The sequence below is a fragment of the Ruegeria sp. AB10 genome (assembly GCF_056542745.1).
Genome location: NZ_JBQGAI010000004.1, coordinates 185823 through 199281, shown reverse-complemented (window position 1 = coordinate 199281; position 13459 = coordinate 185823). Strand labels below are relative to the sequence as shown.

The 13459-nt window shown below is 59.8% G+C and carries 12 protein-coding genes; 6 read left to right on the top strand and 6 right to left on the bottom strand.

Annotated features, from left to right (window positions below; all coding sequences use genetic code 11):
* The first annotated feature begins 20 nt into the window (after positions 1–20).
* Together ACR0NT_RS10445 and ACR0NT_RS10440 are read left to right on the top strand one after the other, a co-directional pair.
* Complete coding sequence (locus ACR0NT_RS10445; protein WP_170673961.1) at positions 21–1004, top strand: HlyD family secretion protein; 984 nt, start codon at positions 21–23, stop codon at positions 1002–1004.
* Positions 1001–2524 (top strand): DHA2 family efflux MFS transporter permease subunit, encoded by a 1524-nt coding sequence (locus ACR0NT_RS10440; protein ID WP_170673966.1) that lies wholly within the window; start codon positions 1001–1003, stop codon positions 2522–2524. Before ACR0NT_RS10445 ends, ACR0NT_RS10440 begins: the two co-directional genes overlap by 4 nt.
* Here the strand turns inward: ACR0NT_RS10440 and ACR0NT_RS10435 are convergent.
* Positions 2521–2883, bottom strand: coding sequence for a fluoride efflux transporter FluC (locus ACR0NT_RS10435; protein WP_170446787.1), 363 nt, complete (start codon positions 2881–2883; stop codon positions 2521–2523). The genes ACR0NT_RS10440 and ACR0NT_RS10435 overlap by 4 nt on opposite strands.
* Positions 2880–3287, bottom strand: a complete 408-nt coding sequence (locus ACR0NT_RS10430; RefSeq protein ID WP_480443030.1) for a fluoride efflux transporter FluC — start codon at positions 3285–3287, stop codon at positions 2880–2882. Before ACR0NT_RS10430 ends, ACR0NT_RS10435 begins: the two co-directional genes overlap by 4 nt.
* A gap of 199 nt (positions 3288–3486) precedes the next feature.
* Here ACR0NT_RS10430 and ACR0NT_RS10425 point away from each other — a divergent pair, with 199 nt between their 5' ends.
* The 3 genes from ACR0NT_RS10425 to ACR0NT_RS10415 all read left to right on the top strand — a co-directional run bounded on the left by ACR0NT_RS10425 (position 3487) and on the right by ACR0NT_RS10415 (position 7650).
* Positions 3487–5067, top strand: a complete 1581-nt coding sequence (locus ACR0NT_RS10425) for an FMN-binding glutamate synthase family protein (RefSeq protein WP_170446789.1) — start codon at positions 3487–3489, stop codon at positions 5065–5067.
* Positions 5068–5128: 61 nt separating this feature from the next.
* A complete protein-coding gene (locus ACR0NT_RS10420) occupies positions 5129–5668 on the top strand; it encodes an RNA polymerase sigma factor (RefSeq protein ID WP_170446791.1) in 540 nt (179 codons plus the stop codon).
* Positions 5665–7650, top strand: coding sequence for a VWA domain-containing protein (locus tag ACR0NT_RS10415; protein ID WP_170446792.1), 1986 nt, complete (start codon positions 5665–5667; stop codon positions 7648–7650). The genes ACR0NT_RS10420 and ACR0NT_RS10415 overlap by 4 nt, the downstream gene beginning before the upstream one ends.
* Before the next feature lie 48 nt (positions 7651–7698).
* Here ACR0NT_RS10415 and ACR0NT_RS10410 read toward each other — a convergent pair whose 3' ends face one another.
* Genes ACR0NT_RS10410 through ACR0NT_RS10395 form a run of 4 tightly spaced genes read right to left on the bottom strand, consistent with a single transcriptional unit; the run spans position 7699 to position 11597 of the window.
* A complete protein-coding gene (locus ACR0NT_RS10410) occupies positions 7699–8349 on the bottom strand; it encodes an ABC-type transport auxiliary lipoprotein family protein (protein WP_170446794.1) in 651 nt (216 codons plus the stop codon).
* Complete coding sequence (locus ACR0NT_RS10405) at positions 8346–9662, bottom strand: MlaD family protein (RefSeq protein WP_170446797.1); 1317 nt, start codon at positions 9660–9662, stop codon at positions 8346–8348. The genes ACR0NT_RS10410 and ACR0NT_RS10405 overlap by 4 nt, the downstream gene beginning before the upstream one ends.
* A 14-nt stretch (positions 9663–9676) precedes the next feature.
* On the bottom strand, positions 9677–10483 hold the full coding sequence (locus ACR0NT_RS10400; protein WP_170673969.1) for an ATP-binding cassette domain-containing protein: 807 nt from the start codon (positions 10481–10483) through the stop codon (positions 9677–9679).
* A 1-nt stretch (position 10484) separates the two neighbouring features.
* Entirely contained in the window at positions 10485–11597 is a 1113-nt protein-coding gene (locus ACR0NT_RS10395; protein ID WP_480443029.1) for an ABC transporter permease, read from the bottom strand.
* Positions 11598–11871: 274 nt separating this feature from the next.
* Here ACR0NT_RS10395 and ACR0NT_RS10390 point away from each other — a divergent pair, with 274 nt between their 5' ends.
* Entirely contained in the window at positions 11872–13404 is a 1533-nt protein-coding gene (locus tag ACR0NT_RS10390; RefSeq protein ID WP_170446803.1) for an alkaline phosphatase family protein, read from the top strand.
* The last annotated feature ends 55 nt before the right edge of the window (positions 13405–13459 follow it).

Here is a 13459-nt window from a genome sequence, read left to right as displayed (position 1 = left end):
ACCTGCGAGAGGCCCGAAGCATGAAGTCCGTCAAAATCGCCGCCGTCGCAGCCATGCTGATCGCCATCGCCGCCGGGCTGTTTCTGTATTGGCAGCACGAGGAACGGTATCCCTCGACCAAAGACGCTTATGTCGGCGCCAACATCATTAACGTGGCAGCGCAGGTGACCGGGCAGGTCGCCGAGGTTCCGATCACCGACAACCAGCCGATCAAGGCGGGTGATCTGCTGTTCACGATCGACGCTACGCAATTCAAGGCCTCTGTGGATCAGGCACAGGCCGATCTGGACAGTTCGCTGCAACAGGCGCAATCCTATTCCAATCAGATTACCGCAGCTGAGGCTGCGGTTCAGTCGTCTCAATCGGCCTACAACACCGCCAAAAACAATTTTGAAAGGTCCAAAGCGCTGTTTTCGGACGGCGATGTGGCGCAGGTCTCGCTGGATCAGGCGACAACGGCGTTTGCCGAGGCCTCGGCCCGTCTGACCACCAGTCAATCCGAACTGTTGGCGCTGCAAAGCGGGCTTGCCGCGAAGCAGGACGAAGTCTTGGCCGCGCGCGCGCAGCTTGAGATTGCACAGGCCGATCTGAACTGGACCAAAGTCTACGCCACCGCAGATGGCTGGGTCGCCAACCTGTCCCTGCGTCCTGGATCGGCGGTTTCAGCCAACGCACCACAGTTTTCCATCGTCGAGGCTTCGGAATGGTGGGTGGACGCGAATTTCAAGGAAACTGCACTGCCGCGGATCCGGCCCGGCCAGCCGGTCACGGTGAAGGTTGATATGCTTCCCGGGGTGACCTTGATCGGCAAAGTGGCCTCGATCGGGCGCGGATCGGGGGACACGTTCTCGCTGTTGCCGTCCGAGAACGCCAGCGGCAACTGGGTCAAGGTGACCCGCCGGTTCCCGGTGCGTGTGGAACTTGATCCGACCGATATGCCGCTGCGCGTGGGTGGCAGCAGCAAAGTGACCGTGGACACCACAGCGGACCAGCCCGGCAAATGACCGATTCGGCAGCCAGCCGCGTCAACCCGGTGATTGTTGTCGCCGTTGTGCTCAGCGCCATTCTCGAGGTGCTGGACAGCACCATCGTCAACGTCGCGCTGCCCCATATTCAGGCCGCGTTCGGGGCCACGACCGATCAGGCGACCTGGATTCTGACCAGCTATATCGTCTCTGCGGTTGTCGCCATGCCCCTGACCGGCTTTGTTGCCCGCCGGGTCGGGCGCCGGCGGCTGATCCTGACGGCCATCACCGGTTTCACCACGATGTCCGTCATGTGCGGCCTGTCCTGGAGCCTTGAGACCATTGTCATCTTTCGCCTTGCCCAGGGCATGTTCGGCGCATTCCTGATCCCGCTATCCCAATCCATCCTGTTCGATGCCTTCCCCCGTGAAAAACGTGGACAGGCGATGGCCGTTTTTGGCCTGGGCGTCGTGGTGGCCCCCGTGTTGGGGCCGACGGTCGGGGCGCTTCTGACCGAGTATTTCTCGTGGCGGATGGTGTTTTTCGTCAACCTTCCGGTGGCCGCGATGGCGCTGCTGCTGCTGGCGGGCGAGCTGCCAGAGGATGAAACCGAAGAGGTGCGGATCGATTGGGCGGGTCTGGCCCTGCTGGCAATTGGCATCGGCTGTTTGCAGTTCATCCTTGATCAGGGCGAGACCAAAGATTGGCTGTCGTCCCGCGTCATTCAGGTGGCGCTGATCGCGTCGGTTCTGGGCGCATTGGGGTTCATCGTCCACGCGCTGACCACCAAACGGCCAGTAGTGGACCTGCGGTTTTTCGCAGATCGCAACTTTGCCCTGTGCAATCTGGTTATCGCGGGTTTTGCCATCTCGCTGTTTGGCGGCATCGCGATCCTGCCGACCTTTGTGCAGAACCTGCTGGATTATCCCGTTATCGCCTCGGGGCATCTGTTCATTCCGCGTGGCATCACCGCCGGGCTATCGATGGTTGTGACCGGAGCGGTGCTGGTGTCGCGGTTCGATCCGCGTCTTCTGGCCGGGGTGGGGATGCTGTTGACGGCCGCAAGCAACTTCATGATGGGCGCGCTGAACATGAATGCCGGGTTTTGGGAACTGGCCTGGCCGGGGGCTGTAAGCGGGTTGGGCATGGGGCTGGTTTTTGTTCCGATGTCGATTCTGGCCTTCGAGAGCATTTCGAAATCGCGGCAGGACGAGGCATCGGGCCTGTTCAACGTGACCCGGCAACTGGGCTCATCGGTTGGGATATCTCTGGTGGGCACATGGGTCGTGCGCGGGTTGCAGACAAATACGGCGGTGCTGAGCCAGAATGTGACGCCTTACAACTCGGCGGCGCAGGCCTATCTGCAGCCGCTCGGCCTGACGCCGGAAAGTGCCGAAGGGGCTGCCATTCTGGGGCAGGTGATCGGCCAGCAGGCCGAGCTGATTTCTTATCTGACTGTCTTCAACAATCTGGGATTGCTGGCCTTGGCAACGATACCGCTGCTGTTTTTCTGCAAAGCGCCCAAACCTGGCACGCAGGCTGCCGTTGCCGCGCATTAGCGCATCAGCACCAACCCCAGCCACAGGGCAAACCAGCACAGGCCAAGGCTGAACAGGATGTTCCCGGCTGCCAGCACAATCGTCCGTTCCCGCCGCAGTTCCAGCGATTGATAGGCAAAGCTGGAAAAGGTGGTAAAGCCACCGCAGAAGCCAAATACCAGCCGTCTTTCCTCCTCACCCAGATCGACCGGCCCGCCGAGGTATCCAACCCATAGACCCAGAAGAAAGCTGCCCAAGACGTTTACGATCAGCGTTGCAAAGGGCAGGTCATGGTGGACGCGCAAAGCGATCCAGTGCCGCAGAACTGCGCCCAATCCACCGCCCAGTCCGAACATCGCGTGAAGGAAAAACGCGCTCATCCCGCCGACCTCGGGCCGTGTACCCGCCGCCCGATGGACTCACCCAGAATGGCAGCGGCAAGGCCGACGGCAATTTCCAGCGAGGCGGCTGAAATCGCACTCAATAGGTGGGCTTCGGCCATTCGTTCCAGTTCGGCCACAAAAGAGGAAAAGGTCGAAAGCCCACCGCAGAACCCGACAGCCCCCAGATGCAACACATGCGCGTGGACACGGTTTCGAACCGCATACAGCCAACCAAGCACGAAACAGGCCACGACATTGATCCCGAAGGTCGCCGTCAGCACCGGAGCGCCGGGAATCTGGGCCGAAAACGCCTCGCGCAGCAGGGACCCTGCCGCGCCGCCCACGAAAACGGCGGTGAACATGATGGCCGTGGTCCGGACGGCGGGTCGGGTTTGTGTCACGGCCGGTTGTCCTGCCCAAGTTTACCTCTGTTTCGGCATACCTACTGCCGAAGCTTGGATCAACTGCCGCCAAATCCTCTGCCTGCCTCACAATCCCGTCGGATCGCGTGAGCCCGGGGCGCAAACGCTTGCAATCAAATGCCGATTTGATCCACGGTTGCTACAAGGTTGATATGGCAGCACTTTGGGAGAGCACGAAATGATTGTACGCAGACTCTATTATGTCCTGAGCTATGTGTGCCTTCCCCTGACCTTGCTGTGGGGGTTTTTCTGGCCACCGGCCCATTGGTTGCTGGTCATTCTGGTCCCTTATGCGGTGATCGGCCTGTACGACATGCTGACCACCAAGCACAACGTACTGAACAACTACCCGGTTCTGGGCCATTTCCGGTACATGCTGGAATTCGTCAGCCCGGAAATCCGGCAGTATTTCGTGGAGACCAACGAAAGCGGGCGCCCTTACAACCGGATCATTCGAAGCCTGGTCTATTCGCGGGCCAAAGGGCAGGTGGATACGCAGGCCTTCGGCACGCAATACGATATCCTGACTGTGGGATATCACCGCGCCAATCACTCGCTTGCGCCCAAAGAGGTTCCGGAAAGCGAAGAGCGGATCATGCTGGGAGGTCCGCAATGCACCAAACCCTACAGCGCCTCGCGTCTTAACGTGTCGGCCATGAGCTTCGGTGCGCTCAGCGCCAATGCGATCCGGGCACTGAACGGCGGGGCTAAGGACGGCGGTTTTGCGCATAACACGGGTGAGGGGGGCCTGTCCCCGCACCATCTGGCCGAAGGTGGCGATATCATCTGGCAGATTGGCACCGGGTATTTCGGGTGTCGTACGCCGGAAGGAGGGTTCGACAAGGACCTGTTCGCTGAAAAGGCCAAGAAGGATGTGGTCAAAGCGATTGAGATCAAGCTGTCTCAGGGTGCAAAGCCGTCTCATGGCGGGGTGCTGCCAGCCGCCAAGGTCGACAAGGAAATCGCGGAAATCCGTGGCGTGCCCGAGCATCAGGATGTCATCTCTCCGCCCATCCACTCGGCCTTTGAGGGGCCGACCGGCTTGTTGCATTTCGTGCAACATCTACGAGAGATGTCGGACGGCAAACCCATTGGGTTCAAGCTGTGTATCGGCAGGCCGTCCGAGTTCATGGCGATCTGCAAGGCGATGTTGGAAACCGGCATTCTGCCCGATTTCATCACAATCGACGGCGCCGAGGGCGGCACCGGCGCGGCACCGGTCGAATTCACCAACCGTCTGGGGATGCCGCTGAACGAGGCGCTGATCTTCGCCAACAACTGCCTGCGCGGCGTGGGCCTGCGCGACAAGATTCGGATCATCTGTTCGGGCAAGGTGGCCACCGGCTATGACATGGTCGAAAAATTCGCGCTTGGGGCCGATATGTGCAACGCCGCGCGGGCGATGATGTTCGCGGTGGGCTGCATTCAGGCGTTGCATTGCAACACCAACCGCTGCCCTTCGGGCGTGGCAACGCAGGACCCGATCCGTGGACGCGCGGTACACGTGCCGCAAAAACGCAAACGGGTTCATCGTTTCCACGACGCCACATTGGAGAGCTTTCGCGAACTTCTGGGTGCCATGGGCAAGGAAAAGGTCTTGGACTTGCATCCGGGCGATATTCGCCGCCGTACGGCGGATGAACGGGAATGGTCCTATGCCGATCTCTACACGTTCATCGACGAAGGTGTTCTGTTGACGGACGCGATCCCGGATGAGTTTGCAAAGGACTGGAAAATGGCCTCGGCGGATCATTTCTGATTTTTTTCGTCCTGCCGCCAAGGATTGACCTTTCCGATCCGTCTTACCCATCGTGATGCGCATGACAACATCGGATGAGGATCTGGCCAAAGCCGCCGCAAAAGGCGACGCTGACGCGTTCGCTGCCCTGTTGGCGCGGCATTATGATCGGGTTTTTCGCCTGTCCTTTCGCCTCACCGGGCGGGCCGATCAGGCCGAGGACCTGACGCAGGATATCTGTGCTGCTTTACCGGCTAAAATTGCCGGGTTCCGGGCACAGGCCAAATTCACCACCTGGCTGTACCGGGTTGTCGTCAATGCCGCCGAAGACGCGCGCCGTCGTCGGGCCAGCCACAGCCGCGCTGCTGCGGGGTGGGGTGATGTGGAACAGATGCGGCGGGCCGAAGCTGCGGAAACCGCCGAAGCTGTCGATTGGCTGCAACGGGCCATGCGATCCCTGCCGCAGGATTTGCAGGACACGCTGGCCCTGACGCTGGAAGACGAAATGACCCATGCCGAAGCCGCCGAAGTGCTGGGCGTGTCCGAGGGCACGGTGTCCTGGCGCATGTCGGATATCCGCAAGCGCCTGCGCGCCCTGCGGCAAGAGGAGCTGGCCCCATGACAGACGATCTTGAAGACCTCAAAACCCTGATAGATGCCGCCACCCCCGCACCTGATGCGCAGCGGCGGGCTGAAAATCTGCAACAGGCGCAAAAAGTTTTCGCCCGCGTCCAAGGATCGCGCGCCGACATGCGTCCGACTGTCAAGCGAGGCCTGATGGCCCGCATGACAGAAGGAGCGAAATCCATGTTGAATGCCCTCTCGCATCGCGGTGCTCTGACCGCGACAACCGCAATCGCTGCTGTGGCTCTGGTCGTGATCCTGCCGCAGACCCGCGATTACGTGGTGAACCCCACATCTTGGACCGAAAACCGACGGGCTGAAGTGCCGGTTCAAACAGTGGAAACAGATCAGGAGGCTGCGGTTGAACACAGCCTATTGCAGGATGCCCTGCCGGACTCGATTGTTGAGGAACCAATGGTGCTTGAAGAAGCTATGCCGTCTTCAACGCGCCCCCGCGTTTTAAGCAAACGGGCAACCACAGGTTTGGGTGCTACAACCGAGCTTAGGGAGGGTGCGGACTGGTTCGGCGGCACAGCCTCAATGGCGCCGGCACCCGTTCAAAGTGATCTTCATATTGTACCCGAACAGAACACCGAAGCCTTTGCCAATGCCGAAAACAACCCGTTGAAAGTTACAGCGGACGAACCGGTATCGACCTTCTCGATTGACGTCGATACGGCCTCATACTCGATTGTCCGGTCCTCGTTGCTGCGCGGCCAGTTGCCGCCGAAAGACGCGGTGCGGGTGGAAGAGATGGTGAACTATTTCCCCTACAGCTATCCCGCGCCCAAAGGGGATGCACCGTTCCGCCCGACCATTACCGTTTCTCCAACGCCGTGGAACGAGGGCACGCAACTGGTCCATATCGGCATTCAGGGGGCGCTTCCGCAGGTCGAGGATCGCCCGCCTCTGAACCTCGTCTTTCTGATCGATACCTCGGGGTCGATGCAGGATGCGAACAAGCTGCCATTGCTGAAACAGTCCTTCCGCCTATTGCTGTCGGAACTGCGGCCCGAGGATCAGGTCTCGATCGTCACATACGCGGGTAGCGCGGGGCAGGTGCTGGAGCCGACGGCGGCGTCGGAGAAAACCAATATCCTGACGGCGCTGGATCAGTTACAGGCCGGTGGCTCGACGGCTGGGCAGGCCGGGCTGCAACAAGCCTATCAGGTAGCCGAAGGAATGGCCGAGGACGGAGAGGTGACCCGCGTCATTCTGGCCACCGATGGGGATTTCAATGTCGGCCTGTCGGACCCCGACGCCTTGAAAGACTTCATCGCCCGCAAACGAGACAGCGGCACCTTCCTGAGCGTTCTGGGTTTTGGCCGCGGCAATCTGGACGACGCGACCATGCAGGCGCTGGCGCAGAACGGCAACGGGCAGGCGGCCTATATCGATACGCTGGGCGAGGCGCGCAAAGTGCTGGTCGATCAGCTGACCGGCGCCCTGTTTCCGATTGCAAATGACGTAAAAATTCAGGTCGAATTCAACCCGGCGCAAATCGCCGAATATCGTCTGATCGGATATGAAACCCGTGCCCTGCGGCGCGAGGATTTTTCGAACGACAAGGTGGATGCAGGGGATATCGGCGCTGGCCATACGGTGACGGCAATCTACGAGGTGACGCCCGTGGGCTCGGATGCAATCCGAAATGGTCCGCTGCGCTATGCCGAACAATCGGCTTCCGATGGGTCAGACGAGATCGGGTTCTTCAAGTTGCGCTACAAACAGCCCGGCGCGTCCGAAAGCCAGTTGATTGAAGAACCGATCCTGCCGGGGCAGGGACAGTCGACCGAGGATGTCCGGTTCTCATATGCCATCGCAGGGTTTGGCCAGTTGCTGCGTGGCGGGGAATATCTGGGCGGTTGGTCGTATGAAGATGCAATCGCTTTGGCCATTGGCGCCAAGGGTCAGGACCCGTTCGGCTACCGGGCCGAGGCTATCACACTGATGCGCCTGGCCGAAACGCTGGCGCGATAACACTGGCTTCTGGGTGCTGGCATCCGTCGGCGCCCAGTTCTCCGGGTCCTAGAACTGTCGCGGAGTGTTGGCGGTGTGGGTGTTGATCTTGCGCACGCTCCATTCCACCGCATCCCGCATGGTCTTGCCCAGAGCTTCGTCAAAAGCCTTAACCAGATCCGGTGTCTGATCGCTGGCCGCGATCACGTATTCCTGAAACGAGTCCGAAGCGATGATCTTGTCTTCGAACTCGTCGATGATCTTGATGTTGATACGCACTTCCACCCGGATGGTTTGTTTGCCGTCAACATCATTGATCACTATCCCTTGAAATTCCCGCAGGTCGGGCACGATGACGTAATCCGCACGTAGGCCAACAGTGGATCGGCCAACTGCGGCGACTTTGCCACTGTTTTCATAGCTTTCGACCAGCAGTGCCTGCACGATCAGCGGGGCCCGGTCCACCCAGCGTGCGCGCGGCAGGTACTGAACCTGTAACGGCGTGGGTTGGATGGCGATCTGATCGGTGTTGACCGCTGCGGTGGCCGTCGGCTCCTGCACCACGATCTGCCTCTGAACACGCGGCAAGGACGCAGAAAACGTGCTTTTGGGCGTCAGCAGATACAGGTCATTAGGCTTGGAAGCTTGCCGGAGCGTCTCCAAACCCGTGCATCCCCCCAACGACACAAGGGCAAGACCCAAAAGAAGAAACCTGATCATTGACGAAACTCCGATGCCTGGGTTCCAAGTAGGAAGCGCGCGGGGTCACGTTCGACCTTGTCCACCAGCCGGTCCAGGCTGATGACCAGACGCTGTGACTCTTCGACAAAACGCGTGAATTGGGGCAGGCCGACCCGCAGAAAGTCCGACAGTTGGCGGCGGTTGGCCTGCACGATGCCGTCGATGGTGCCCAACAGCTCCGAGGCGGATTGGGAGGCGCTGAGGATATCGGCCGAGATATCGTCGAGCCGCTTGGTGACGTTCTTGACGGTCGAGGACACTTCGTTGGCGGCCGTGCGGATGTCATTCATTACCGTGCCGATGTCTTCGTTTATGACCTTGTTGGCCGAGTCGAAGGCGCGTTCCGCCGAGGTCAGAGTGCCTTTTGCGGTCTCCATCGTGCCGGTGATCGACCCCAGGGTCTTGTTGGCGTTCAGGAACGTTTCCGAGATCGTCGCCAGGGCAACGTCAGCCTCACCCGACAGGCCGTTCAGGTTTTCGGCCAATGTCGTCACCCGCTCGATGAGCGGACGGATATCTTGCTGAATGACGCGGTCGGCGGATTCGATAGTGGTTTTGGCGCTGTCCAGTGCGTCCGTTGCGGATTCCGATGCTGTTTTCACGCTGTTCAGCGTGTCTGTGCCTGCGTTCAGAGTGCTTTCGGCGGTATCCGCCAACTTGTCCAGCCGATCCGTGAAATCGCCAAGCTTCTTGGCCGCGCCGCCCAGATCCGTTGACAGGTTCTCAAAATCCGTGAGCGTCTTGTTCAGCTTGCCCGACGCCGAGGCGACGTTGTCCAGAATGTCGCTGACCGACTTTCGGTTCTTGTCATCGACCACGGCATTGAGGTTTTCCAGCAACGTGACCGCCTCATCCAGCACTTTCGGCGCGCCTTCGAACAGCGATTGGATCGCGCTGCGCTTGCTTTTGATCACGCTGTTTTCCGGCAATTTGGTGCCGCTGGCCGATCCGCCGGTCAGTTCGACATAGCTGACGCCCGTCACGCCCAGGGATTGCAGCTGTGCGATTGTATCATCGGTCACCGGGATATCGGCGTCGACCTCCAGCTTGACCCGCACCTTGGACGGGTCCTCATCGTCCAGTTGCAGCGAGATCACCTGCCCGACCGGCAGGCCGTTATAGCTGACGCCGCCCGCAGCCGACAGGCCCGAGACATTGTCGAACAGCACGTCGTAATAGGCGTATTGCCGTGAGACTTCGAATTTGGCGAGCCACAGGAAAAAGCCAAATGCGCCAAGGATCCCCGCAAGGGTGAAGGCGCCGATCAGGATATAGTTCGCTCGGGTTTCCATGGCCTCTACCTGTCCTACCCCTTCTCTTGCGCTGCGCGCGCCCGGGGGCCGGTGAAGTATTCCTGCACCCAAGGATGATCGACTTTGGTCATTTCTTCAATCGGACCTTCAACCAGAACGCGTTTTTCCGCAAGAACCGCGATGCGGTCGCAAATCGCGTAAAGGCTGTCCAGATCATGCGTGACCATGAACACCGTCAGCCCCAGCGCGTGCTGCAATTCTCCGATCAACTCGTCATAGGCCGCAGCCCCGATCGGGTCCAACCCGGCGGTGGGTTCGTCCAGAAACACGATCTCGGGGTCCAGCGCCAAAGCGCGGGCCAGCGCTGCGCGTTTGCGCATCCCGCCGGACAGTTCCGAGGGAAACTTGCCACAGCTCAGTTGCGGCAGGCCAACAAGGCTGATCTTCAGGCTGCCTAGGGCCTGCATCAGCTTTTCGCTGATCCCGGTATGTTCGCGCAGCGGCGCCATGACGTTTTGCAGGACAGTCAGCGAGGAAAACAGCGCGCCATCCTGAAACGCAACACCCCAGCGTTTTTCAATGCGACGACGTTCCTGTTCCGGGCCATTCAGCACGTCGACGCCCAGCACCTCGATACTGCCGGCGGCGGGTTTGTTCAGCCCGACAATCGTTCGCAGCAGCACCGATTTGCCGGTACCCGAGCCGCCAACGATGCCCAGCACCTCGCCGCGCCAGACATCCAGATTGAGGTTTTCATGCACGACCTGTGGTCCGAACCGATTGGTCAGGTTGCGCACGCGGATCACTGCCTCTCGCTGGGCGTTGGTGTCCGAGGTCTGTTCCAGCACGGTTCCGTCCATATCAGACATCCAACGCCGAAAAGAAGATCGAGAACAGCGCGTCCAGCGCGATGACCATGAAGATGGCCTGCACCACGGATGCGGTCGTTCTCTGGCCGACGCTCTGGGCTGATCCCTTGACCTGCATTGCCTGCCAGCAGGCGATAACCCCGATCACCAGCGCAAAGAACGGGGCTTTGATCATGCCGATGGCAAAATGCCAGATACCGGTGCTTTCCTTCAATCGGGTCACGAACATGCCGGGGCTGATGTCCAGATCGATCCAGCTCATCAAACCGCCGCCGAACAGGGCGGCCATATCGGAAATGAAGCCAAGGATCGGCAGCATGATCAACAGGGCGACGACCCGCGGAATGACCAACACTTCGATCGGGTCCAGACCCAGCGTGCGCATGGCGTCGATCTCTTCCTGCACCTTCATCGAGCCGATCGAGGCGGTGAAGGCCGACCCGGACCGACCCGCGACAATGATGGCCGTCAGCAGGATGCCCAACTCACGCAGAACCGAGATCGAGATCAGCTCGACGACAAAAATCTCGGCCCCGAACTGTTTCAGCTGAGTTGCCCCCTGAAAGGCCAGCACGACACCGATCAGAAACCCCATCAAAGCCACAATCGGGATCGCCTTGAATCCGACCTCTTCCATCTGTGACACCAGCGCCGCGCGGCGCAGACGCCAGGGCATGACGATGGTCCGGACAAGGCGATGCAGCGTCAGCCCCAGGAAACCCAGCATCGAAAGCGAGTCTTTCCACGCCCCGACCGTACGTTCGCCAATGCTGGCGACCCAGTCGACAAAGCTGCGGGGCTCGGTCTCGATCCCCGGATCGTCGGGTATGTTTTCAGCCACGGTATCCAGCAGGGCGGAATGCGCAGGGCTCAGCCCTTCATACCTGACCTCGGCCCCGACGGCGCGCACGCGCCGCGCCAGATTTGCGATCAGCCATGCCCCACCAGTGTCCAGCGCCTCGACATTGGACAGATCAAATGTGACCTTGCGACCCTGAGGCTGCACCGCAGCAAACGCCTGTTCCACCTTTTCCAGAGACTGGGTCAGCATTTCGCCCGAAATACGCAGGCAGACGCCGTCGGCGTCAGGGTCCGAATGTATCATGGGCTGCGTCATGGCCGTATGAGATGTGAAACCGGGTAGCGCTGCAACGGATTTCTGCGCACCACCGGGAATTGTTGCCGCACAATAGCAGCAGTGTGACAATTTCGGATCGACCGGGCGTCAGAGCAGCGGATTGCGCGCATCAACTCTGCTTTTCGTTTAAGTTCAGTTTTTTACGCCTGATCAAAACCCAACGTCACGAAGTGGTTGCGGAAGGGGCGAACCGCGACAAAGATCACATCTGAAACGCCTCGGTGGAATCAGGTTAGGTCAAATGAAGAAACCCGGAAATGTCCTGTTCGTCATCATCGATCAGTTGCGGGCGGATTGCCTGAATGGGGCCCTTGCGGCCCATGTCGATCTGCCCAACTTGCGCGCGTTCATGGCTGAGGCCGTAACGTTTGATCGGCACTTTTCAGTTACCAACCCTTGCGGGCCGTCGCGTGCTTCGATCCTGACGGGGCAGTATGCGATGAACCACCGGTCAATTCGCAACGGTACGCCGTTGCGGCACGACACGCCGAATATCGCGACCGAGATGCGCAAGGCCGGTTACCTGCCCATGTTGTACGGCTACACCGATACCTCGGCCGATCCACGAGTTTTCGATCCGGGTGATCCGATCCTGAAATCCTATGAAAACCCGATGGCCGGGTTTCACGAGGTCATCGAAATGCGGCTGGAGGAATCCTATCCCTGGCGGTCCTATCTGATGCAAAAGGGGTACGCGTTCGACGAGTATTGGGACGTATACAAGCCGGTTTCGCCAAATGGTGGTGCCCCGCGTCTGAACGGCCCGACCTTGTACCGGGCCGAGGACAGCGACACCGCCTTTCTGACCGACGCGTTCCTCAGCAGCATGGCGCCGTTCAAGGATCAGAGCTGGTTTGCGCATCTGACCTATATCCGGCCGCATCCGCCTCTGGTTGCCCCGGCGCCCTACAATGACATGTATGATCCCAGTGCTTTGCCTCTGCCAGCCGGGTTTGCAGATATAGCCGACGAACGCGCGATGCATCCCTTCTTTGGCCCGGCGATGGAAAAACAGTCGGCGAAGGATTTCGTCGAAGGGTTCGATACCTTGGACCCGACACCCGAAAACGTTCGGATGTTACGCTCGGTCTATCTGGGACTGGCGACCGAGGTGGATCATCATGTTGGTCGTGTCATCCAGTTTCTCAAGGACAGCGGTCAATATGACGATACCCTTGTGGTGATCACCGCCGACCACGGAGAGATGCTGGGCGATCACCACACCTGGGGCAAGATGACAGTTTATGACGCGGCCTATCATACGCCGTTGATGATCCGGATGCCCGGCAACCAGCATCATGCAGGAACCGTGGTGACAGTGCCGACAGAGTCCATCGACATCACCCCGACGATACTGGACTGGACCGGTTTGCCTATTCCGAACGCGATGGACGGGCGGTCCCTGATGCCGTTGCTGCAAGGAGAGGTCCCCGAGGATTGGCGCAGCTATTCGTTCAGCGAGTTGGATTTCTCGGCCCCCGAAAAACCCAGCTTGTGGCAACAGCAGCTGGGTACGGGCAACAGCGACTCGTGTCTGGGTATCCTGCGGGACGAGCGGTTCACTCTGGTCGAGTTCGCCGCCGACCTGCCGCCGCTTTTGTTCGATCAACAGGGTAAAGGCGAAATGGAGAACGTGGCGGAAAACCCCGACTATGCCGCAGATTTGGCACGTCTGGGGCGGATGATGCTACGGCACCGGATGCGGAACATGGATCATACGTTGTCGCTGCATTCGATCACCGCCGAAGGGCCGAAATCGAAACCCCGGTATTGAACCGCGGCGACAACAGCCGATCCCAATCTGTCGCGTCTGTGCCCTCTACACCTGT

What these genes read in the sequence shown, in the direction of transcription:
- ACR0NT_RS10410 (WP_170446794.1), bottom strand. Translation starts at nt 8,349, where the DNA reads ATGATCAGGTTTCTTCTTTTGGGTCTTGCCCTTGTGTCGTTGGGGGGA.
- ACR0NT_RS10415 (WP_170446792.1), top strand. Translation starts at nt 5,665, where the DNA reads ATGACAGACGATCTTGAAGACCTCAAAACCCTGATAGATGCCGCCACC.
- ACR0NT_RS10400 (WP_170673969.1), bottom strand. Translation starts at nt 10,483, where the DNA reads ATGGACGGAACCGTGCTGGAACAGACCTCGGACACCAACGCCCAGCGA.
- ACR0NT_RS10440 (WP_170673966.1), top strand. Translation starts at nt 1,001, where the DNA reads ATGACCGATTCGGCAGCCAGCCGCGTCAACCCGGTGATTGTTGTCGCC.
- ACR0NT_RS10425 (WP_170446789.1), top strand. Translation starts at nt 3,487, where the DNA reads ATGATTGTACGCAGACTCTATTATGTCCTGAGCTATGTGTGCCTTCCC.
- ACR0NT_RS10390 (WP_170446803.1), top strand. Translation starts at nt 11,872, where the DNA reads ATGAAGAAACCCGGAAATGTCCTGTTCGTCATCATCGATCAGTTGCGG.
- ACR0NT_RS10445 (WP_170673961.1), top strand. Translation starts at nt 21, where the DNA reads ATGAAGTCCGTCAAAATCGCCGCCGTCGCAGCCATGCTGATCGCCATC.
- ACR0NT_RS10395 (WP_480443029.1), bottom strand. Translation starts at nt 11,597, where the DNA reads ATGATACATTCGGACCCTGACGCCGACGGCGTCTGCCTGCGTATTTCG.
- ACR0NT_RS10405 (WP_170446797.1), bottom strand. Translation starts at nt 9,662, where the DNA reads ATGGAAACCCGAGCGAACTATATCCTGATCGGCGCCTTCACCCTTGCG.
- ACR0NT_RS10435 (WP_170446787.1), bottom strand. Translation starts at nt 2,883, where the DNA reads ATGAGCGCGTTTTTCCTTCACGCGATGTTCGGACTGGGCGGTGGATTG.
- ACR0NT_RS10420 (WP_170446791.1), top strand. Translation starts at nt 5,129, where the DNA reads ATGACAACATCGGATGAGGATCTGGCCAAAGCCGCCGCAAAAGGCGAC.